The sequence below is a fragment of the Jannaschia sp. W003 genome (assembly GCF_025144335.1).
Taxonomy (GTDB): Bacteria; Pseudomonadota; Alphaproteobacteria; order Rhodobacterales; family Rhodobacteraceae; genus Jannaschia.
Genome location: NZ_CP083542.1, coordinates 1 through 21478 on the forward strand (window position 1 = coordinate 1; position 21478 = coordinate 21478).

Annotated in this window: 16 protein-coding genes; 5 read left to right on the forward strand and 11 right to left on the reverse strand. The window is 72.3% G+C overall.

Annotated features, from left to right (window positions below):
- Positions 1-61 precede the first annotated feature (61 nt).
- From K3554_RS16205 to K3554_RS16215, 3 genes are all read left to right on the forward strand, one after another.
- Entirely contained in the window at positions 62-3946 is a 3885-nt protein-coding gene (locus K3554_RS16205) for a VWD domain-containing protein (protein WP_259946103.1), read from the forward strand.
- Between the two features lie 124 nt (positions 3947-4070).
- Positions 4071-4703: a hypothetical protein gene (locus K3554_RS16210; protein WP_259946105.1), complete on the forward strand. Its 633-nt coding sequence runs from the start codon at positions 4071-4073 to the stop codon at positions 4701-4703.
- Between the two features lies 1 nt (position 4704).
- Positions 4705-5679: a hypothetical protein gene (locus K3554_RS16215; protein ID WP_259946107.1), complete on the forward strand. Its 975-nt coding sequence runs from the start codon at positions 4705-4707 to the stop codon at positions 5677-5679.
- Between the two features lie 447 nt (positions 5680-6126).
- On the opposite strand, the gene K3554_RS16220 is transcribed toward K3554_RS16215, so the two are convergent.
- The 8 genes from K3554_RS16220 to K3554_RS16255 all read right to left on the reverse strand — a co-directional run bounded on the left by K3554_RS16220 (position 6127) and on the right by K3554_RS16255 (position 15684).
- Positions 6127-8445, reverse strand: coding sequence for a hypothetical protein (locus tag K3554_RS16220; protein WP_259946109.1), 2319 nt, complete (start codon positions 8443-8445; stop codon positions 6127-6129).
- Positions 8442-8954 carry a hypothetical protein gene (locus K3554_RS16225; protein WP_259946111.1) on the reverse strand — a complete coding sequence of 171 codons (513 nt, stop codon included), beginning with the start codon at positions 8952-8954 and terminating at the stop codon, positions 8442-8444. The genes K3554_RS16220 and K3554_RS16225 overlap by 4 nt, the downstream gene beginning before the upstream one ends.
- Positions 8955-9132: 178 nt before the next feature.
- Positions 9133-10407 (reverse strand): nitric oxide synthase oxygenase, encoded by a 1275-nt coding sequence (locus tag K3554_RS16230; protein WP_259946113.1) that lies wholly within the window; start codon positions 10405-10407, stop codon positions 9133-9135.
- A complete protein-coding gene (locus tag K3554_RS16235) occupies positions 10404-11960 on the reverse strand; it encodes a radical SAM protein (RefSeq protein ID WP_259946116.1) in 1557 nt (518 codons plus the stop codon). The genes K3554_RS16230 and K3554_RS16235 overlap by 4 nt, the downstream gene beginning before the upstream one ends.
- A 139-nt stretch (positions 11961-12099) precedes the next feature.
- Positions 12100-13341 (reverse strand): glycosyltransferase, encoded by a 1242-nt coding sequence (locus tag K3554_RS16240; RefSeq protein ID WP_259946082.1) that lies wholly within the window; start codon positions 13339-13341, stop codon positions 12100-12102.
- A 231-nt stretch (positions 13342-13572) separates the two neighbouring features.
- On the reverse strand, positions 13573-14277 hold the full coding sequence (locus K3554_RS16245; protein ID WP_259946084.1) for a nitroreductase: 705 nt from the start codon (positions 14275-14277) through the stop codon (positions 13573-13575).
- The gene (locus K3554_RS16250) at positions 14267-14902 is read right to left on the reverse strand and encodes a hypothetical protein (protein WP_259946086.1); all 636 of its coding nucleotides are present in this window, start codon (positions 14900-14902) and stop codon (positions 14267-14269) included. The genes K3554_RS16245 and K3554_RS16250 overlap by 11 nt, the downstream gene beginning before the upstream one ends.
- A 101-nt stretch (positions 14903-15003) precedes the next feature.
- Positions 15004-15684: a Crp/Fnr family transcriptional regulator gene (locus K3554_RS16255; RefSeq protein WP_259946088.1), complete on the reverse strand. Its 681-nt coding sequence runs from the start codon at positions 15682-15684 to the stop codon at positions 15004-15006.
- A 114-nt stretch (positions 15685-15798) separates the two neighbouring features.
- Here K3554_RS16255 and K3554_RS16260 point away from each other — a divergent pair, with 114 nt between their 5' ends.
- Both K3554_RS16260 and K3554_RS16265 read left to right on the forward strand, forming a co-directional pair.
- A complete protein-coding gene (locus tag K3554_RS16260; RefSeq protein WP_259946091.1) occupies positions 15799-16146 on the forward strand; it encodes a hypothetical protein in 348 nt (115 codons plus the stop codon).
- Positions 16143-19181, forward strand: a complete 3039-nt coding sequence (locus K3554_RS16265; protein WP_259946094.1) for an AAA family ATPase — start codon at positions 16143-16145, stop codon at positions 19179-19181. Before K3554_RS16260 ends, K3554_RS16265 begins: the two co-directional genes overlap by 4 nt.
- Positions 19182-19386: 205 nt before the next feature.
- On the opposite strand, the gene K3554_RS16270 is transcribed toward K3554_RS16265, so the two are convergent.
- From K3554_RS16270 to K3554_RS16280, 3 genes are all read right to left on the reverse strand, one after another.
- A complete protein-coding gene (locus K3554_RS16270) occupies positions 19387-20169 on the reverse strand; it encodes an IS6 family transposase (protein ID WP_259946096.1) in 783 nt (260 codons plus the stop codon).
- Between the two features lie 138 nt (positions 20170-20307).
- Positions 20308-20832, reverse strand: coding sequence for a hypothetical protein (locus tag K3554_RS16275; protein ID WP_259946099.1), 525 nt, complete (start codon positions 20830-20832; stop codon positions 20308-20310).
- A 38-nt stretch (positions 20833-20870) separates the two neighbouring features.
- Positions 20871-21374 (reverse strand): hypothetical protein, encoded by a 504-nt coding sequence (locus tag K3554_RS16280; protein WP_259946102.1) that lies wholly within the window; start codon positions 21372-21374, stop codon positions 20871-20873.
- Positions 21375-21478: the final 104 nt, after the last annotated feature.

The window sequence follows — 21478 nt, forward strand, 5'->3', positions numbered from 1 at the left end:
CGTATCCGTCCTCGCCCTCTGCGCCGCGTCCGCCGCGGCGCAGGACAGCTCAGCCGGTGCGGTGGTCACGTCCGAGTCGACGCTCGACGCCACGCTCGAGTATCCGCCTGCGCGCCTGCTGGCCTACTCGATCAACGACAACCAGCGCGACGCCTCGGGCGAGCTGACCGGCTACTTTGTGGACACGTCGGGCCGCATCGCCGAGGGCGAAGAGGCGACGCCCACCCTGAAGATGTACGCGACCGGAACCGAGTCAGTGCTGTTCGCGGCGAATGTGGACTCCGACACACCGCTCTTCCTCGTGGCTCGCGAGGATGGGGCGAGCTTCGAGCCGGTGCCGGAGGAGGGCTCCTACTTCGCTATCCGCCGGCCGCTCGAGGAAAGCGCGGCGCGGCAGGGCTTCATCAGCCTTGAGTCGGAACTCTTTCCCGGCCAGTTCCTCCGCCACCAGGGTTTTGTGTTGAAGCTCGACCCGATCGACGCGAACTCCGAGAGCCTTGCGCGGCGCGACGCGACCTTCCTGCTGCTGGCCGACGGGGCGGAGATCCCCGTGGTTGGCGACGAGGCCGAGGGGGACGGGGCAGAAGGCGGCGGCGAGGACATGCTCGCCATGATGGTGTCCGAGATCGGCACCGGCGCGCAGGTCACGCTGGAGCAGGCGATCTACACGACGTTCGAGCAGACGATCCGCGAGCTCGAGATGGGCAGGGTCGTGGAGGTCTCGTTCCTTCTGACCATGCTCACCTCGCTTTACGAGGTGGACGAGGCGGCGGCGTCCCGAGGGATGACGATCGTGCTCGAGCGGCACGGGTTCGGCTCCGCTACCTCGGTCGAGGTGGTCGCGCTCGCCGAGATCGTCGGCTTCGGCGCCGGCGGAGGGCAGGGCGGCGGGGTCGGAGGCTTCCACCTCGCCGCGCACTTCGCCGCGATGGAGGCGGTCGACCTCGGGGCGTGCGGCACCGAGGAGGGGGGCTTCAGGGGCCGCCGCGGCGCAGAGACGCCCACCAACTCTCACGGCGACGTGCACATCCTCACCCCCGACGGCCTCGCCTACGACTTCCAGGACGAGGGTGAGTTCGTCCTCGCAGCTTCGACCGATGGGCTTCTGGAGGTCCAGACCCGCCAGACGCGGCGCAATGAGAGGAAGGCGGTGTCGTGGAACACCGCGGTGGCCATCCGCCACGGCGCAAGCGTGATCGAGATCTACGCCGACGAAGACGGCCAGCGCATCTACTACGACGGCGAGGCGGCCGAGCTGCCCGGCCCGAACAACCAGACGGCCACCACCGGCGCCGACCGCCAGCTCGCCGGAGGCGGCTTCCTGCAGTACGACGGCGAGGGCAAGAGGGGCCCCCGCTACCTCGTGATCGCCCCGGACGGGGGTTTCACGGTCCGGGTCAATCTGTCCCGCAAGTTTCTGGACGTCGGCGTGTCGGGCGGCGAGGGCCGCTTCTCGGGCCTGCTCGGCAACCTAGACGGCAATCCTCTCAACGACATGCTGCCGCGCGACGGCGCCGAGCTGATCTGCCCGCCCGCGGACGGGCAGCAGCTCGCCCGCTTCGGCGACAGCTGGCGCGTGTCGGCCGAGGAGACGCTGTTCCGGTCCGAGCGCGGCGAGGGCATGACCACCGTGGTGACCGAGGCCGGCACCGGCCGCCGCGTGGGCGCCGAGGCGGCGGTCCGCGAGACGCTGGAGGACAACCTCACTGCCCTGGAGGGCTCCGAGACCGTGGACGTCGGCTTCGTCGCCACGCTGATGACCGCGACGTTCGGCATCAGTGAGGAGGAGGCGTCGAAGGCCGTGGTCGAGGTGTTCGACATCGGCTCGGCGGGGTCCGGCGGCGGCGCGATCGCGTTCACCGCGATCGAGGAGCTGGTCGAGACCCAGACGACCCGGGCGCAGGGACGCTCGCTCGAAGAGGTCGACCTCACGGTGCGGGCCAGCGCGCAGCGCATCTGCGAGGCCGGCGGCGTGACGGACCCGCTCGCGCTCGCCAACTGCACCCTCGACGTCGCCGCGACGCAGGATGAGGCCTTCCTGGAGAGCTCGGTTACCTTTCAGGAGGCGGTGGCCACGCTGCCGCCCGATCGCCGGCAGGCGGGAACGGTCTACGGCGACCCCCTCGCGCCCGAGGCGGTGCTGCCGCCCGAGCAGGTGATCGAGATCGTTGGCCCGCCCGAGGTGGTGCCGACCTTCGAGGAGCTGGTCACTTTGGAGCAGACCGTTCGCACCGGAATGCTTACCGTCGCCACGGACGGGGCCCTCACCACGACCGTGACCGAGGTGGGCACGGGACGGAACGTGCCGGTCGAGGCGGCGGTGTTCGACACGCTCGAAGGCAACTTCGCCGCGCTCGATCCCGGCGAGACGGTGGACTTGGCCTTCGTGATTACGGTGCTGACCACGCTCTACGAGATCGACGAAGCCGTTGCCGAGGAGGCGCTGGTCGAGGTCTTCTCGGGTCAGGGCGTCACCTCGGTCGGCGACAGCGTCGAGGTCGCCCAGATCACCGAGGAGCTGACCGAGTACGCACAGCAGATCGAGGTCGTCCGCACCCGTGCCGAGGAAACTCAGGAGACGGGCGAGCAGACGGTGGTCACCCAAGTGACGAGCAACATCACCTCGACCGTCGACGTGGGCGCCTGCAGCGATGTCGCCGGGCTCCAGTCCCCGGCGGAGCTGCTGGAGGGCGTGCCCGCGGCGGGCGGCGTCGCGATCTACTGCGCCACCCACGCCCGCGGTCAGACCGTGGTGACGGAGCTGGGCCGGTCGCTGGATGACGCGGTGGCGCGGGCCGAGGAGTCGTGCCAGGCCGAGGCCGCGTCGCGCGTCGAGGACTTCGGCGACATCGTGATCACCTGCCGCCAGATCGGCAGCGCCGAGCGCGAGTTCGACTTCGGCGGCGGCGTGCTCAGCGTCGGGCGCGACGTGCAGGTGACGTTTACCGAGCGGCGCATCGAGAAGGCCGAGCTCCTCGAGCGCATCGACAACCTCTCGCTCGTGCTGAGCCCCGTGCCGGGCCTCGCTGCGCAGTGCACGGGGGGCGAGACAATCCCGATCGAGGGACTGACCGTCACGGACGGCTTGCTCGACTACACGGGCGAGGGCCAGAGCGACTTCCAGAACCTGTGCGGCGACGTCCGCCTGCGGGAGACCGAGGACGACTTCCTGCTGCAGGCGGTCTGCTTCAACGACGACGCCTCCGACGCGCCTCCCTCGGCCATCTCGCTGCTCGGCGTGGACGCGATCGAGGCGCTGATCTCGTATCCCGGCTGCGCGCCCGAGGTCGAGGCCGAGTTCGTGGCGCTCGCCGAGGACGGGCTCGAGACGGCGTTCCCGGATCGGGGCGACTTCGTGCTGATCCGCTCCACGGGGTGGGACACGTTCGGTCGGGACGGGTCGTCGGATCCCGGCATCGTCGTGAATGCGCGGCGCGACCTGTGGACCGGAGACCGGAGCGCGTCGGTGTTCACCGCCCTCTCCATGCGGGTCGGCACCGACACGATGGTGGTCCGCGCAACGCCCGAGCCCGCGATCTCGGTCAACGGGCTTCCCTTCGAGGACGCGGTCTCGGAGGAGGGCGACGCTCTGGCGATGCCCGGCGGCGGTCGCATCCGAATGGAGCAGGACGCCGCGGGCGCGGAGGTCATGGTGATCTCATGGCCCTCCAGCGCCTTCGCGGTCCGCATAGCCCTCTACCCACACTCCCACGTCGTGCCGGCCGTGCAGGTCGACGAGGCGTTCGAGTACGAGGGGCTGGCCCGGTTCACCTCGCACTGGATGCTCGGCGCGGAGGAAGCGGGCTTCGCGCTTCCGCTCGGCGGGGATCCGACCTGCGAATGCGCCCAGGCGGACCACGCGGCCGGTGAGGGAGTGGAGTTCGGCGCCGAAGGTGCTGGCGCGCAGAGCGGCTTCCCGGCCGGAGGGTTGGGAAGCGGCAACTGAAGGAAGCCCGAAGGCTCCGCGGCGGATCCGGGAGGGATCTACCGCGGAGCCGGCCCGGTCCGCCGTCGATCGTCCGTCCCCGCGAGGCGACCGGCCCAACTAGAGACGCCAAGGGAGATCCACCATGCCTTCGTCCACCCCAGCCACGCGCATCGTGCGCGCCCTCGCCGTGCCGACCCTGTCGCTCGGGCTCGGCGCGATGGCCGCCGGCGGCCCGGCGCAGGCCCAGTCGGGCTGCGGCGCGGCAATGCCCGATTTTCAGGCGGCCTTGAAGGCCGGCACCGCGGAGGCCCTCGCCGGATACATCGACGAGCACGCCCCGTGCTTCGAGGCGCCCGCCCGCGCCCGGCTCGCGGCGCTCGGCGGGGCCCCGGCCGCTGCGCCGGCTGCACCGGCCGCTGCGCCGGCTGCGCCCGCGCCGCAGGTGGCCGCGCCTGCACCAGCACCGGCCCCCGCACCGGCGCCGCAGCCTGCCGCGCCCCCGTCCTCCTGTGCCGCCTTCGCCGAGGCCCGCTCGGAACGCTGGGACGAGCCGCTGGTGATCTACGTGACGAACCGCACGGCCGCGCCCCTCGATGTGGCCTGGATCGACTACGAGGGGCTCCGCCAGCCCTCGGGAACGGTTCCGCCGGGCGAGGCCTTCGGCGTCCAGACCTTCGTGACGCACCCTTTCGAATTCACCGACACCGAGGGACGCTGCGTCGAGATCGTGATGCCTGAGACCGGCGTCGCGGACTACGCGGTGGGCGGGCAGTAGGATGCGGCGGACGACAGATGCGACGTCGATCGGCTGGGCCGCGCTCGCCGCAGCGGCCGCGGTGCTGGCCGGCCCCGCCCACGCGCAGTGGGCGTTGGAGCGCGAGCCCACCGCGGTCACCGCCGCGGTGGCGTCGAGCGAGGGGCGCAGCCTCGCGCTGGAGTGCTCCGCCGAGGCCCCCGAGACGTTCTTCGTGGTGATGGACATGCTCGCCAAGCCGCGGGGCCTGCAGTCGCCGGCCCCGCTCGGCTTTTCGATCGGCGGGCGGCGCTACCGCTACCGCGGCACGATGGAGGACCGGCCCGGGGGCGTCCGGCGCATCACCGCCGCGGCGGCGTTCGACGACCGGGCGCAGCAGCGGATGCGCCGCGACTTGAAGCGCGGAGTGCGCGTCTCGGTGGAGGACCAGTCGAGCTACCACCTCCACGCCTTCAACCTGCGCGGCTCGCGGGCAGCGGTCGACGGTTGGGAGGAGGCCTGCCGCGCCATGTGGGATGCGCCGACGCCGCCGGCCGAACCGGCCGACGATGCATTGGCCTCCAGAACCTTCGAGCCGATGCGGGAAGGGATGTGGCGCCTCGAGCGGGTCGAGGACCGGCCGACCGCCTTCACTGAAGGGCTTGCGGGCGACCGTATTGGCCTCGCCTGCGCGCCGGGCGGCGGCACCGAGTGGATCATCGATGTGGTCTCCAGCGGCGGGCCTCCCGCCTCGGTGCTTTCGGTCGAGATCGCCGGGCCGAGCGCCCGAGTGCCCGCGGCGGCGGTGCGCCGGCCCGCGCGCGAGTCCGGCCTTGAGAGCTTCCGATCGCGCTTCGAGCCGGCCGAGCAGCGCGCGATCCTCGTGGACCTCGGACGTGGGTCGGGCACGCTGTCGGTCGAGGCCGGCGGCGGGCGGACGCTGTCTACCCTGCCGCTGGACGGCGCGCGAGCCGTGGTGTCCCGGCTCCTCGCCCTATGCAGGGACGGATCCGGCTAGCGAAGGGACGCCCGTGGGGATGCCGGAGTCTCCCTTGGCGTTCCGCGCCGATCCCCGCGGCGCTGCCGGCACGCGGCGTGCCTCGGCAATCCGTCCGTATGATGCTGTCGATCGACCCGGAAGGAATCGCCACGAGCTCGCTCCCATGGCAGAGAGCCGACCACCGTTGCAGCAACGGGCCCGAAGTCCGAACCAAAAGTGCTGAGACAGGCTAAGATCGACGAGAAGGTGTGCCCCGCTGGCCTCGCTTCGGGCGAGCATCAGTTATGCATCCGGGAGAAGTTACCCGACTTGCGCCGTCGCGGCCATTTTAAGGGGGCGGGGATCGTCAGCCGCGAGGTTTGGTGTTTGGGGTAAGCGCGTGCGGCGACTCGGACATGGCGCCCGGCGTCACGATGCGATGCTGATCCCCGCCTCGAACGGCGTCCGACGGACCCGCGTCCGATCCTACTTCGCCTCGCCGGCCAGCGCCGCGAGGAGGTTCGGGTTCCGGCCTTCGCCGCGCAGCTCGTCGCAGGACTCGGCGAGGAGCCGGCGGCGGTCGGCCATTCCGTCCGGGCCCTCCATCGCCCGACGGGCCGCCTCGGCCGCGGCGAGCAGACGGTCCGCGGTCCGGTCCTGCCCGGCCACGAGGGCCCAGGGGTCCGCGAGGCGGCACCGGAGCAACCCGACGAAGAGGAAGGGCAGGTACATGAACCGCGCACCGAAATCGCCGTCCCGCGTCAGCGCCTCCATGCGCGCGGCGACGAGGTGGCCGATGCGAGCGACCTCGCCTTCTCCCAGGAGCGTCGCCGCGTCGGTGCGCGAAAGCAGGAAGGCGGCGCAGGCGAGGTGGTTCTTCTTCCAGTCGTCGTCGGCGCAGGCCAGCAGCAGGTCGAACGCCGCGCGGTGGTCCGCCTCCTCGGTCGCGCAGCGTCCGATTCCCTGCCAGAGGCCCGCGGCGTTCGCTCCGGTCCAGTGGAACGGATGGCGGCCGGATCCCGTGCGGAGGGCCCGGATCAACTCGGGCACCAGGTCTTGCGGGCACCGCCGGAACTGCCAGGTCAGGAACAGGAGCGCATCGTTCGAGCGGACGCGGTCCCTGCCGTCGAGCCGGCGCTCCACGGCCGCCGCGGCCTCCTGGGAAAGCGTCTCGAACGCCTTCCGGATGGTTGGGTCGAGGTCCTCCGGCAGCGCGCCGTCGCTGCTGATCGTGCGGTGGCCGTCCACCACGATCGCCATGCGGGTCCGAGCTTCCTTCCAACCCGGCGCGTGTCCCCCGCGGTACTCCCGCAGCAGTTCCTCGAGCCCGCTTTCCCCGTCGCGCCCCCTCCACGCGACGCTGCTGCAGGGCAGCACCATGCGCGCGGGGATCGACGGCGGCGGGTTCGACGCGTTCGCGATGACCTCGTCCCAGCTCTCCTCCAGCTCCTCGGCCTCCTCCCAGTGGGCGAGCAGGGGCCGGATCAGTCCGGGCGATTCCAGGATCACCCTGGCCCGGCCCGCCGCGGGCATCTGCTCGACCGACACCGCGATCTCGACGTCGCTGCGGATCTCCCCGGGCAGCGGCACCTCGGCGCGGCGGGGCCTCGCGTCGGATTGCCGGCGCAGGTAGAGATCGACCCGCGTGGCGCCCCGCAGCAGCCGCATGCGCGCGGGCACCTCGCTGCGGTAGAGCCGCCCCGCCCGCAGCCGCGCGCCCTCGGGGATGAGGTCGAAGTTCTCGGCCTCTCGCGCGCCCGCGACCACCGTGGAGATCTGCGGAAGGAAGTCGAAGAACACGGGCAGGTCCAGCGCGAAGCGGCGCGCCGCCTCGGCCGCGCCGCGCGCGACCGCGTCGGGGTCGGGGTCCGCCCCGCCCGCGCCCAGCAGCTCCAGGAGCCGGGCGCGCGCCCCGCCGGCCAGAGGCGTGTCGACGAGCACGGTGGTGGCTCCGGCGAGGGCCGACCGGACGTCCCCGGGCAGGTCCGGCAGCGCGGGCGCCTCGACCGGCTCGACCACCGTCCAGCCGCCCCCGCCCTGGCGCACCAGCTCGGGCCCGGTCGCCTCGCCCAGGGCCGCCGCGACCGGCAGCGCCATGGTCTCCGCGAGGGCGCCCCCGCGCGGGTCGGCCCGCGCGAGGCGCTCGATCGCCGCGGCCCGGCGCACCGCGAGGCCGCCGGACCACGGCACCGCCCGGCCCGCCTCCTTGCGCAGGGGCGCGGCGACCCCGTCCTCCGTGGTGATCTCCAGCGTCTGGACCGAGAGCCCCTCGCCCCCGTGCGAGAGGGTGGCGACCGTCGTGCCCTCGCGGACCGTCCCCCGGGCGAGCGCGTCGAGCACCAGCGCGACGGGGCGCCAGACCAGCAGCGCGCTGCGCGCGCCCGCGCGCCGGAGCGCCGCGAGCCGCCAGTCGCGGGCGGCCTCGTCCAGGGATCCGTCGTCTGGGATCGCCAGCGCGACCGTGGCGCGGCGCGGATCGGCCAGCCCCCGCAGCGCGGCCCGGAAGCGCGCGCCGTCGTCCGTCGCCGAAGCGTGGGCGTCCGGCGCCACGACCTCGCGCACCGGCACGCGCCGATGGGACGCGCCGACGGTGGTGCCCCAGCCGGGGCCGCGGCCGTGCGGGGCCAGCATTCCCTGCACGCCGCCGACGAAGGCCTCCTCGCGGGCGCGCGGGCCGTCCGCCGCCGGGTCGGTATCGACCACCGCCGCGCCCGACCCGCCCGAGACGGTCCGCACCGCGCCGTCCTCGCGCAACACGGCGACGTCGTGCCACCCGCCGAGGTCGTATCCGATCTTGCGCTTCACCGGCCCCCGCCCAGGCACGCGCGCAGGAAGTCCGCGACCTGCGCCATGCCGTCGCGCAGCCCCCGTCCCGCCGCGTCGAGACCGACCGCGCGGACCCTGCGGTCGCCGGCGCGGTGCTCGCCCAAGGGCGTGGGGCCGACCGACGGCACCAGCACGAGGCCGTCGAGCAGGCGCGCGGTGGTCTCGCGCCGGGCGGCCTGCGCGAGCAGGGGCAGCGCGTCGCGCGCCGCCGTCTCCAGGTCGGGGCGCTCGAACAGGTGCACCGCCCAGACCGGCACCCGCATCGGCAGCTCGCCGTCGAGGAGGTCGTGCACCCGCAGCCACAGCGGCGCGCGGCAGTCCCACTGCGCCGCGGTGATCCCCTCGGGGCGGGGCTGCACCTCGACCACAAGGTTCTCGCGCCGCAGCCAGAACACCGCCAGCGGGCGGTCGTGGCGGATGCCCCGGCCTTGCACCGCCTCGGGCAGCCGCAGGAGCGGCGCCTGCGCGACCAGCCGCGCGCCCGGCATGGCGTGGAGCGTCAGGAACGATCGAGACGATCCGGACCATCAAGAACGGCCACATCTCGAACAAGGCACTGGGTGTTCGCGGAGAGATCCACTTTGTCCGGGGATCTGTTCGGTCAAGCCGCCTGACGCGCAGACCATGGAACTGCATCTGCGCACAGCCGGCTAACGCAACAGTTCCCTACCAAGCCATCCGCTTCCAGATCTTCCATCGGCGCAGGACGCGGTCGGCCCACTGCTCGGGGCGTCGGCGGTAGCGGTCGCCGTACCAAGGCATCATCCGCAGCCCGTCCTCGCCGCGGTTGCGGTAGAAGCCCGGGACGGGGTGGAAGTCGCGCATCTTCAGGTGGAACGGCTGGCAGGCCGCCGAGGCCTGGGGCGGCACGATCCAGCGCCAGTCGGCCGCGACCCGGCGGCCCTGGGACTGCTCTCGGCGGTGGAAGGTCATGAACTGGTCGGACGCTGCATGGTGGTCGATCATGGTCACCCCCGCCGCGCGGAACGAGGCCAGCACGGCCCGGTTGAGCTCCGTCAGCGCGACGTCGCGCCACAAGCGGTCCCCGGGCGAGGGCGACAGCCCCAGGGCGCGCGCGACGTCCTCCAGCATGTCGTAGCGACGCACGTCCGCGAAGTTCCGCGACGCGATCTCGGTGCACATGTAGTGGCCGTTGAACGGCGCACAGGGATAGTCGATCCCCCCGATCGAGAGGATCATGTCCGTCACCAGAGGCACCGCGTACCAGCGCAGCCCGAGCGCGGCGAGGCCCGGGCGATCGGGATGGGCGATCGCCACCTCGCGGGTCTGGGGCGGCGGGGGCACGACGATGCGCCGGTCGTCGCGGTCGCGCAGGAACACGGGCAGCAGGTCGAAGGGCCCGGGCGCGCCTGCGGGGCGCCAGCCCATGGATCGTGCGATGCGCGTGGCCTCGGCGTTGCGGCGGTCGCCCATCGCGGCGCCGTCCTCGCCCACGTGGCAGGCGTATTGCGAGGCCTGCGGGCTCTCGATCCAGGCGGGCAGCACCGTGCCCCGCACCGGAGGGAAAATCGAGATGATCGAGCGGATGCGCCCGTCGCCGTAGGCGGCGTCCAGGTGACGTCCGATTTGGGCGGCGATGGCTTCGGGGCTGCCGTCGGCACGGTGGTCCTCGACCTCGAGGCTGTCCCAGGGCAGCCGGCCGATGCAGCGCCCCGCGTTGCGCCAGGCGAGGCGGGCGCCGAAGGCCAACTCCTCGGGGGTGTGCTCGTAGTAATCGCCGCGCGACAGACCGCGGCGCATCTCGGCCCAGCGGCGGCTGCGGTGCGCATCGGTCGCGCCGGTGGCGGCAGCAAAGGCGTCCAGGAAGGCGCGCGCTTCCTCGCGTCGCTCCAGGCCCGAGACGCGCCGCAGCCGTCTCGCGAGCGCGCCCCCGGCATCCGCCGAGGCGGTGCGTATCCGCGACAGCCTGCGGCGGATCACATCAGGCCGTCGAACTGCCTGGCCGCGTCGCGCAGCGGACGGGCGTTGATCGCGTGGACGACGGCTAGGGCGCGCCTCTTGGCGCGACGGTAGGCGCGGTCGAGCGGGGCGCGCCGGGCGTAGTCCACCCGGCCGCGCGCGGAATCCGGACGGGTGAGCACCAGATCCGAGGCGTCGGCGTGCCGCGCCGTCGCCTCATGGATCGGCGTGCCGGGGTAGATCGTGAAGTTGTTGAAGCGCACCCGGTCGAGGAAGGGCGCGTGCTCCTCAAGGAAGTCGGCCGTGCGCTCCATGTCGTCGGCGGTCTCGCCGGGGAAGCCCTTGAACATGGTGCAGCGGATCGACAGCCCGGCGGCGTACGCGTCGCGGATGAAGCGCGCGTTGCGCTCCACGCAGGAGCCCTTGTGCATGGCGTCGAGCATGCGCTGGCTGCCGCTCTCGAGCCCGAAGGAGACACGGCGCATGCCCCCCTCGGCGGCGAGCGCTAGGTCGCGCGCCGACAAGCCGTTGTCCTCGCGCCGGTCGACATGGACGGTGCCGATCCACTCGGCGCCCTCGACACGACGGCCGAGCTCGCGGGCGATGCCCCGGATCATCCCGGGCCAGGAATTGAGCTTGAGGTCGAGGAACAGGAAGCTCGCCGTGCCGTGCCGGCGCGCCTGCTCCTCCATCTCCGACAGGACGGACGCGACGCTGCGAGTGCGGAATGTCCGCCCCGAGGTCGAGATGACATCCGAGCAGAACAGGCATTTGTCCCACTGGCAGCCCCGGCCCGTCATCACCGGGACGATGCGCACGGGGTAGCGGTCCCAGGGGAAGTCGGTGAAGTCCGGTACCGGGGTCTGGTCGAGCTCACGTAGCGGGCGCGCGGGGGCCGAGCGCCGGCCGTCGGGCAGGACCACGCCGGGAAAGGCCAGCAGGTCGCCTCCATTGCGCACAGCCTCGACCATGCCCGGCACGTCGCGGTCGGCCTCCGCGCCCACCACCGCCGTCAGCCCCGGGGTGCCGCGCCACGCCTCGGCGACCTCGGCAAGCCCGAACATCGGCCCGCCCAGGAGCACCGGCACCCCGCGCGCGCCCGCCGCGGCCGCGATCCGGCGCACCGCCTCGCGGTGCTGCAGGTAGGCCGACAGCAGCACCACCGTCGGGCGGGCGTCGAGCTCGCGCACGACCTGTGCGATGCTCGCCTCGTCGGGTCGCTCCTCGACGGTCAGCCGCCGTTCGCGCAGGAGGCCCCGAAGCCGCACGACGGTGGTCATGTCGCTCAACCGTACCCGCCGCAGGGCGTGGTCGACGATCGTCTCGCGCCGCTCGCGCATGGTTGCGGGCCGGTCGTAGGCCAGCGGCGACATCAGCCGGACCCGGTGGCCGTGGTTGCGCAGCGCCGCCGTCAGGATGCCGATGGCGAGGGTCGGGAAGCTCGCGAAGTTGTTGAGGTCGACGATCAGGACGTCGGCTCGGGTGTCGGCGCCTAGGGGGCTGGACTTGGCCGGCGTGACGGCCCGAGCGGGACGCACCGCGCGCTGCATGCGGTCGTAGGGCGTGTGCTTCATCGTACTCGTACTAAAGATAATTGTAACGGAACGTTAATCAATTTTCAGACGCTCGAAGCGCCGTCAAGCGAATCAACCGCAGGGGGCTGCTCGGACGCGACCGGCCCACCCGGCCCATGATCGCCTCTCGCGGAACTGCTCACCGGGTGGGCGCGCCTTCCGAACGGTGCCGGCGCACGGCCCGTTCGATGAGTTTGCTCAGATGCGATGCTTCCGACCGGGCGACGAAGCCGCGCTCCACGGCTAGGCGACCCGCACGGCCCATGCGCATGGCTTCCCGGGGTGCGCCGAGGATCCGGTCGAGCGCCCCGGTCAGTGCCTCCGGGTCCCCAGGCGGCACGAGGATGCCCGATCGACCGTCCTCCACGAGCTCCGAGATGCCGGCCACGCGCGTGGCGACCACCGGCAGGGCGGTAGCCATCGCCTCCATCAAGACCACGGGCACGCCCTCGGCGTGCGACGGCAGCGCGAGGACGTCGCCGGTCGCCAAGAGGTCTGCGACCTCGTGCCCCGATAGGAAGCCCGCGAACCGCACGCGCCCCGCCAGACCGAGGTCGCGGGAAAGGGCCTCGAGCGTCGGCCGCTCCGGCCCGTCCCCCGCCAGCGTCAGGCGCAACCGGGGATGGCGGTCCGTCAGGCGCGCGGCCGCCTGCAGCAGCACTGCCGCGCCCTTGACCCCGGTCATGCGTCCGACGAACACGACGTGCGTCCCCTCGCCGCCCCGGTCCCGGGCGGGGCCAAGGGCGGGAAGCTCGGCGAGGTCGATCCCGCACCGCACGACCTCGAGGCGCGACCGGTCCTTCGGCCGCACGTCCGCCTCCACCCGCTCCAGGGCGAACCGGCTGATGCAGGCGACGAACGCGGCCCCGGCGACCTTCTCGTCGATGGCGTTCTTGCGAAGCTGCCAGATCTCCTCGGGACCGTGCACCGTGAAGCTGTAGTCCGGTCCCCCGAGGGTGCGAACCAGCGCCGCCAGCGCGGCTGGGTTGGACGAGAAATGCGCGTGCACGTGCTCGACCCCGTCGGCGTGCATCCACCTTCGGAGGGCCATCGCCTCGGCGAGGTAGGCGAGGTGGCGCAGCATGCCCCCTCGCGCCCGCCGCCACAGCCGCCACGACAGCCATGCCGCGGCCGGAAGGCGGGCGGGGCAGCGCAACAGGCACCAGGCCGCTCCGAGCAAAAGCTCCGTCAATCCACCGTCCAGGACGTAGCGCGTCCGGGCCGCCTCCGCCTCGTCCCTGGCATCGGGAAGAGGGCGCCCCCAGCGACGAACCGCGTAGCGCCGCACGGTGATGCCCTCGGCCTCCAGCCCCGCGATCTCGCGGCGGATGAAGGACGTCGACACCACAGGATAGGTGTTGAGGACGTACCCGACGATCATGGGGGCGCTCCTAGTTGGGACGGCATCGCGTTATGCGCGATGACTGTGATTCAGAAGGGGAAGGTTGGCGATGCGGATGCGCGAGCCCAAGCGGTGACGTCGGTACGGCGAATGGCAGCGGCGATGGAGGCTCGCGGATGGCCCCTCTCGCCCCTCCTCCTTCCCGAGGGAGACGAGAGGGTCCAGCCCCGGACCCGCATCCTTGCCACCCGCCGGGTGCCGCTCGCAGCATCAGTCCAACTGGCGCAGCCACATGTCCGTTGGGTCGCGTTCGGTGCGCAAGGCGTTGACGGGATCGCGGTGATCGGGGTGCCCTATGGCGACGCCGCAGACAAGGATTTCCTCCTCCTCCATCCCCAGCACGGGGCGGAGCGCGCGGTGATAGGGGGCAAAGGACGCCTGCACGCACGTGCCCCAGCCGCGCGCCTCCGCGAGCAGGACGACCGTCTGGACGAACATCCCCAAGTCGATCCACGATCCCCGCTCCAGCCGCCGGTCGATGGTCATCAGCACGCCGACTGGCGCGCCGAAGAAGTCGAAGTTGCGCTCGAATTGCTGGCGCATCCGCTTGGTGTCGCGCCGCTCGATGCCCAGAAGGCCGTAGAGGGCCCGGCCGAGCGCCTTGCGACGCACGTCGTAGGAGCCGAAGAACCGCTTGGGATAATAGCGGTAGTCGTCCCAGACCGCGCGGTGCGGGGCGACGCCGGTAGCGCGGATCGCGTCCGCGGCCCGCTCGATCGCCGGGCGGCGCAGCAGATACGCCTGCCAGGGCTGCATGTTGCCCCCCGACGGGGCGCGGGCCGCGTCGCGCAGCAGGGCGCGGACCTCGGCGGCGTCGATCGCGCGGTCCGAGAACGCGCGGGTCGAACGGCGGGCGGCGACCACCGCCTCGGTGCTGCGCGTGGTGCCCGCCCCGACGGGGCGATCAAGCAGCATCGGAGGCTTCCCGGCCGACGGAGGTCTCGGCCTCTTCGGCCTGCTGGCGTGTGTGGCCGGCGTACACGGCATAGCCGACCTGTCGATCCAGATAGGACAGGACGGCGAGGAGCCGGCCGGGAAAGTCCGCACGCCCCCCGAGGCCGAAGCGGTGGAGGAAGCCCTGGATCCCGAGCTCGCACAGCCCCGCGCGGCGGGCGTCGTCGACGGTGATCCTGAGCTTCCGGTCGCCGAGGAAGATGCGGCGGCGCAGAGCGCGGTATTCGTCCCAGCGGGCGGCGATCGCCTTGCGGGCGCGCCGCGCCTCGGATGCCTGGCGAAAGGCGTCGTCGACGCCCTCGCGATCGGCGTGGAAGGCGAAGCGGTTGCCCTGAAGCTGCACCATCCAGATCAGAAGACCGGAATCGGTGATCGCCCGCGTTGCAGTGACGCGCCCCGAGCGGTGAGTGACGACATGGTCCCGGTCCACCCACGAGCGGACCCAATTGTCGGTGTTGCGCTCGAGATGAGGGCCGTCGGACAGGATCTCCTGCTCCACGAGGGACAGGTCCGGCCGGGCGGCGATCAACCGCGCCTTGAGGGTCTCCGCCGGCAGGCGGCGCGTGTCGAAGGGTCGGGTTGGCATCGTCGTGTCTCCGTGGCCTGGGCCGGGGGCGGCCTTCTGCGCACGGTGATACGACCGCGAGGTGCGGCCGGGCTGTGAGGTGCGTCACAGCCCGGATGCGATCAGGCGGCGAGGGCGGCCAGGGCGGCGCGGTCGCGCAGGACGATCAGGCCGCCGGCGCCGCGTGCCACGGTCCCCTGGGCAGCCCACCGGCGCAGCAGCCTGTTGACCGTTTCGCGCGACAACCCGGCGTAGGCGCCCAGATCGCCCTGGCTCAGCCCCCCGCCGATCACGGCGCGTCCGTCCGCATCGGTCTCGTCCCAGCGGTCGGCGAGGCGCAGCAGGCACCGTGCGAGGCGGGCCGCACCCGACGGCTGGGCCTGCATCTCGGCCATCTCCGAGAGGTTGCGCAGCTTGGCGCAGAGCTCGGCCACGAGGGCGAGGCCTCCTTCTGGATCGGCGGCCAGCATCCGCAGCACCGCGGCGCGATCGATCTCCACACCGGTGACGTCGGTGGCGGCGTCGGCGTCGGCGCTGCGCGGCCCGGCATCCAGCAGGGCGATCTCGCCCATCACCTCGCCGGGGCCCATGAAATTGAGGATGGTCTCGCGGCCCGCGGCGTCCACGATGCCGATCCGGGCGCGGCCCGTCTCGATGAGGATCATCGAGCCGCCCGGCGCGCCGCGCACGTAGATGGACGCTCCCTCGGGCCAGTGCCGCCGCCGTCCGCCCGCGATCAGCGCGCGTCGAATCCGGGGCGGCATGGCCCCCAGCAGCAGTCCCGTCCGTTCGGCGATTGTCATGGCGCCCTTCCCCGAATGCCCGCGGCAGGATCGCAGAGGCGCGCGCGCCGACGCAACCTGGCGGCGATTGACTCGGGCGCGTGGGCCATGCCCAATTGCGGGTGGGGGTTCTCGATGATCCTTTATGTCCGCTTGTCGGACCTGCATGACGGCGCGCCGGCGGGCCCGTTCCGGCGCCGTGCGGGCCTGCCCGACATCGCGGCGGCACTGGGCCGGGCCCTCGGAGCGCCGCTCGGGGACGCGCCGCCACCGATGCCGATCCCGTTCGGCGACTCGATGGACCTTCGATTTCCGCCTGGATCGGACGCCCACCTCACCGAGGCGGGGCGGCGGCGCCTCGCGGACGTGCCGGTCCTCTTCCTCGCCGGCGCACGCAACCGTCAGATGTCGTCCGAGGCGATGCCGCGGACGGCCGGATGGCTGCGCGACGCCTTTGCCGCCTCCTCCCGGCTCCTCGGATGACCGACCCGACCTCGGACGCCCGGCGCGCCGCGATCCTGGCGGTGGACGTGGTGGGATCGACCGAGATGGCCCGCCGCGTCGGCCCCGAGGCTGCGCATGCCTGCCTGTCGCAGGTGCGGAAGGCGGTGCGCGCGGCGGTCGAGCGGCATGGCGGCATCGTGGTGGACGAGGCCGGTGACGGGGTGCTGGCAGCTTTCGGCGCGCATCGCGGCGTCGAGAACGCGGCGCTTCAGGCGTGCCGCGCGGCGCTGGAGACACGCGGGCGCCTCGCGGACGGGCTCGCGGTGCGGATGGGCCTTGCGGAGGGCTCGGTGATGGTCGCGCGCGAACGGGGAGGGATCGCCGTGATCGGCGACGCGGTGGTCCTGGCCGCACGGCTGGAGCAAGCCGCAGGGCAGGGTGAGATCCTCCTCGATCCGGCCATCGCGGACGAGGTGGGCGGCGCCATCGCGACCGCACCCCGCGAGGCCTGCGTGCCCAAGGGCTTCGACGCGCCGATCCGGCCCGCCGCCCTTCTCGGCCTCGCGGCCGGGGCCGCGCCGCCCGCGCCGCTGGTCGGGCGGCAGGCCGCGCTGCTGGCCGCTCGGGCGGCGCTGTCGGGGGACGCGCGCGGCCGGACCCTCTGGATCGAGGGCGAGGCCGGGATGGGCAAGTCCCGCCTCGCCGGCGAGGTCGCCGCCGCCCTAACGCCGAGGCGGCCGGTGCTGGTCGGGCGCTGCGCCGACGGGGCCCTCTCGGCGGACCACGCGCCGCTGATCGGCCTGCTGCGCGACGCCGCCGGGCCCGCCTCGGGTCTCCCCCGCGCGGAGCTCCTCGCCCACCTGCTGGCCGAGGATCCGCGGCGCGGCGACGATGGCGCGCTGGCGCGGTTCCTGGGTGCCGCCGGGGACGCCGATCCGGTGACCCGCGCGGAGGCGAACAGGGATTTCCTGTCGGGCCTTATCCTGCGGGTTGCAGCCCGGCGCGACGCGGCGCTCTGGATCGAGGACGTCCACTGGATCGACGGCGCGAGTCTTGCGGTGCTGCGCGATCTCGGCGCCGCTCCGGTCGACCTGATCCTGACTGCCCGGCCCGGGCGCGACCCGGCGGCGTTCGGGCGGGCGGCGACGGCCCTGGTGCTCGACCCCATGGACGCCGCTTCGCTCGCCAATGTCGCGGCGGGGGCGGGCCCGCCCCTCTCGCCGGACCTGGCGCAACTGGTGGCCGAGCGCGCCGAGGGCTTGCCCTTCGCAGCCAAGGAGGTGATCCGCGCCTTGGGGCAACAGGATCTGCTGGAGCGGCGAGGCGACGGACGCCTGCACCTCGCCGGACCGGCCGGGGTCGTGCTCACCGGCAACTTGCAGCAGATGGTTCTGTCGCGCACCGACCGCCTGCCCGAGGCGGTGCGCGAGGCGCTGCGCTTCGCGGCGCTCCTGGGGCGCGAGGTGTCGGAGGCGGCCCTGTCGGAGGCCCTCGGGCGGCCGGCCGACCTAGCGTTGGCGGCGGCGGCGCCCGGGCTGCTCGAGCCGGCCGGTCCCGGCCGTTGGCGGTTCGACCACGCCTTGGTGCGCGACGCCATCGCCGAAAGCCTGCTGCCCTCGCAGCGTCGGATAGCCCATGGAGCGATCCTCGATGCCCGCGCGCGCGCCGGACCGGCGCGCCCCGAGGAGGCCGGACGCCTTGCCAGGCACGCCTTGGGCGCGGGACGCGAGGCGCAAGCCGCGCGTCATCTGGTATCGGCGGCCGCGCACCGCCTCTCGGGTTATGCCGTGCGCGAGGCGCTGCGCGACTGCGAGCGGGCCGCCGAGATTTCGGCCGAGTTGCCGGATGCGCTCGACGATGCCGCGTACCGTCGCCTCGCCGCGACATGGCTGCGCGCCCTTGACCATCTCGGCGATTACCGAGCGCTCGACCGGGTGTTCCGCCGCCTGCGCCCGCGCCTAGAGGCGGCCGGGCCCTCGCCGGAGCTGTCCGTCGCTCGCACGCTCCAGGCCATCGCCGTGTGCCATCTGCGCGACTACGGCGCCGCCGAGGATCTTGCGCGGCGCAGCCTGTGGGAGTCCGAGGCGGCGAACGACCGGCCCGGCGCCGCCTGGGCGCGCGCCGCCCTCATGCGGCATCACGACGAGACGGGATGCCCGACGGATGAGATCGTCGCCCTCGCCGAGGAGATCGGTCCGGCCGCGCGGGCCGCCGGCGACGTCCACCTCGAGATGACGGCGCTCTACCTCCTCAGCTCCGCCTTCCGCTCCGCCGGGCGTCGGCTCGAGGCCCTGGCCGTGATTGAGCAGCTCGACCGCCTGGAGACCGAGCGGGGGGACCGGCGCGCTGGATCCTACGCGGCTTGGGCGCGGGCGCTGCTGCACGCGATCGAGGACGATCCCGAAGCGGCCGGCGCGGCGGTCGCGCCCGCCCTGCGGCACGCGATCCCAGGGTCGGGCGATGCGCGCGTGGGCCGGGCCATCGACCTCTACGCACGCGGCATGCGCGAGGCGCCCGACCCGCTCCTGCCGGAGGTCGATGCGCTCGTGGCCGAAGGCGAGGCGCTCGGCGACATGAACGTCGCCCATGCCGCGGCGTGGCTGCGGGCCGTGCTCGACCTGCGGGCCGGACGCCTCTCACAGGCGTGGGGCCGGATCGCGAGGCTGGGCCGCGCGGTCGAGGCAGGGGGTAACGTCAACCTGATCCGGCAGACGCTCCTGCTGCGCGCCGAAGTCCTCCTGGCGGTGGGAGGCCTGCCGGCGCCGGGCGCGCGGCGCCCCGCCGTCCGCCCCGGCCTCGCGGACCTGCTCACATGGGCGCGCCTCCGCCCATCTGCGCGGCGCCGTGCCGCGGTCGCGTTGCAGCGATGCCTAGAGATGGACCGCTCCGGCGGCGGCAGCCATGCGGCGCGGTGCCATCTCGGCCTCGCCCGCCTAGCCGCCGCGACCGGCCGCGCAGGGGTCGCGCGCGGGCATCTTCGATCCGCCCGCGAGGCCGCCGCTCGCGAGGACCTCGCCGCATTGGAAGATCTCGCTGCCGGGGCCTTGAGCGAGGAGAGCGGTTCTGCGCGGTGAGACACCCGGATGGTCCCGCACTGCACCGCGCGCCGGAACCCGGATGATCCTGTCGGAAGAACCTGACGACCGCTCGATCAACCCAACATCTTCCGCCCACAACGTATAGGCATTGCAACGTCCTCACTGGATATACTTGCCGCATTTCTATCGAGGGATCGCAGTGCCTCGGCCGGTGCGCCATGCTTAGACATGAGCGTCTCGATCACACTGCTCTCACTCTGAAAGGAACTGTTGCGTTAGCCGGCTGTGCGCAGATGCAGTTCCATGGTCTGCGCGTCAGGCGGCTTGACCGAACAGATCCCCGGACAAAGTGGATCTCTCCGCGAACACCCAGTGCCTTGTTCGAGATGTGGCCGTTCTTGATGGTCCGGGTCGTCTCGATCGTCGCAAGCGTCGCCTTGGCGGATCGCAGCGAGCGGAAAGACCGCCGTGTTCCGAGCAGGCGCTTCGGCGCCGCATGATCGCTCTCGATCCGGTTGTCTCGCCACTTCCGGTCGATATGCAGGATGCTGCCTATGTGGGGATCGAATTGGCGGTTCAGGTCTTGGATGGTCTTTCGGTATCCGGGGGCCTTGTCCGGGCAGATGGAGACCGGCCGGTGGAGGCGGGCCCCCTGGACGGCCTGCTTCAGGGAGGCCTTGGCGGCTTTCGCATCCCGTCTGGTCGTCAGCCGGAAATCGATGAACCGGCCGTTCTGGTTCACTGCCCGCCAGAGATATCGCCAGTGCCCGCCGACACGGACATAGGTTTCGTCCGCGTGCCAGTTCAGGCCCCGCCAGCCGCGGTGGGCATACGCACGTCTGGCAATCTCGGGACCGAACGTCTGCACCCACCGGAAGACCGTGGCCCGATCCACGATGATCCCGCGCTCCGCCAGCAGATCGGCGACATCCTGGTTCGAGAGCGGACACCGGCAGCGCCAGCGCACGGCAGGCAGGATCACCTCACGCGGAAGCCGATGTCCCTCGAACGGATCACGGCGCATGGCGTGCCCCGTCTAACCTCGGCATAGGGAATGCAGCATCCTCGCCAACCAACCAGCAACGCAATAGTCTCCCCCGGTGCAGTTATGAGGCTCTGGACGAGTCAACCGAGCGAGAACGCACAATCGCGAACCGGACCGCTATGACCCACAGCGCTGCGGGAAGGAGGGCAGGGGTTTCTCGAGACGGGCTATAGCGAGTACATGATCCTCGACCCCATCGTAGCGCAACTCGCAATCCATCAGCCGCAACTGCGGCGCGAAGGCGCGGTGGAACTCGCGCGCGGAAGGGGAGAAGGCGGCTAGGGTGCGCTCCGCGTCGCATCTCTTGTCCCGGATGCAGAAGTCGACCGACCGATAGAAGGAGGCGATGATCGAGACCGAGAGCACCAGCTCCGGCGCGCGCGCAAAGGCCGCGGTGAGGCGCCCGCCGTATTCCGCCGGCGGGCGCGACCGCATCTCGACGCCGGCAGGTTCGAGCAGGAACAACGAGACCCTGTCCCGATGCTGCCCGATATAGTCGCTGTGCCAAGTCACGATGAGCGATTCCAGCGCCTCGCGCCGCTCGCGGTCCTGCTCCCAATGCTCCTGCCAGAAGAAGGCCGCCGTCGAGGCGATCGCGCCGCCGATGACCGCGCCGCTGCCGACAAACTTGATCGCGGTCATCGCCCGCTCGGGCAGTCGCGTCCCGATTCGAGCCAGCATCACGGGTTGCTGCGGCAGCTGTCCGGGAGGACGAGGAACCGGCCCGTAGCGGCGTCGACCTCGATCGCCTCGGGATGCGAGATGAGGCAGTCGAACTCGCGCCCCGAGATCATCAGCACCGGCACGTCCTCTGGCGCTACCGGCTCGGTGTCGGGCTCGACAGAGAAGGTGGGCTGCGGAAAGAAGTTTTGCGCTTCCCAAGCTTCCAGCTTCTCGACGCGGCTCGGCTCGGCGGGGCAGGTCCTGAAGTTGAGGACGATCTCGTCGCCCTGCCGGCGGTAAGCTTGCGCGTGCTCGAGGATGCAGCGAAACTCGGGTTCGGTGATCGCGGCGCTCGTTTGCGCGGCGGCCGGCACGATCCAGAGCAGGGTCGGCACGACGATCGCGGACAAGGACGTGACGAGGATGCGCGTGATGCCCGATCGCTGTACCATTCCCCAGTTCGTCCTGACCGCCATAATCCTTTCCCTGGCATGGTTGCAGCCGACACCTTCCATGTCCATGACATACGAGACCGTGGCCCTGCGCGGCGGAGGCGTCGGGGTCGCGGCGCACGGCATGATCGAGCGCGGTGATGCGACCCGCCTGCGCGAGGCCTGGAGGTCTC

Bases quoted from the DNA above. Each gene is read 5' to 3' on its own strand.
- K3554_RS16245 (WP_259946084.1), bottom strand. From the start codon at position 14,277: ATGCTGCTTGATCGCCCCGTCGGGGCGGGCACCACGCGCAGCACCGAG.
- K3554_RS16235 (WP_259946116.1), bottom strand. From the start codon at position 11,960: ATGAAGCACACGCCCTACGACCGCATGCAGCGCGCGGTGCGTCCCGCT.
- K3554_RS16210 (WP_259946105.1), top strand. From the start codon at position 4,071: ATGCCTTCGTCCACCCCAGCCACGCGCATCGTGCGCGCCCTCGCCGTG.
- K3554_RS16215 (WP_259946107.1), top strand. From the start codon at position 4,705: ATGCGGCGGACGACAGATGCGACGTCGATCGGCTGGGCCGCGCTCGCC.
- K3554_RS16270 (WP_259946096.1), bottom strand. From the start codon at position 20,169: ATGCGCCGTGATCCGTTCGAGGGACATCGGCTTCCGCGTGAGGTGATC.
- K3554_RS16280 (WP_259946102.1), bottom strand. From the start codon at position 21,374: ATGGACATGGAAGGTGTCGGCTGCAACCATGCCAGGGAAAGGATTATG.
- K3554_RS16225 (WP_259946111.1), bottom strand. From the start codon at position 8,954: ATGCCGGGCGCGCGGCTGGTCGCGCAGGCGCCGCTCCTGCGGCTGCCC.
- K3554_RS16260 (WP_259946091.1), top strand. From the start codon at position 15,799: ATGATCCTTTATGTCCGCTTGTCGGACCTGCATGACGGCGCGCCGGCG.
- K3554_RS16275 (WP_259946099.1), bottom strand. From the start codon at position 20,832: ATGACCGCGATCAAGTTTGTCGGCAGCGGCGCGGTCATCGGCGGCGCG.
- K3554_RS16240 (WP_259946082.1), bottom strand. From the start codon at position 13,341: ATGATCGTCGGGTACGTCCTCAACACCTATCCTGTGGTGTCGACGTCC.
- K3554_RS16265 (WP_259946094.1), top strand. From the start codon at position 16,143: ATGACCGACCCGACCTCGGACGCCCGGCGCGCCGCGATCCTGGCGGTG.
- K3554_RS16250 (WP_259946086.1), bottom strand. From the start codon at position 14,902: ATGCCAACCCGACCCTTCGACACGCGCCGCCTGCCGGCGGAGACCCTC.
- K3554_RS16255 (WP_259946088.1), bottom strand. From the start codon at position 15,684: ATGACAATCGCCGAACGGACGGGACTGCTGCTGGGGGCCATGCCGCCC.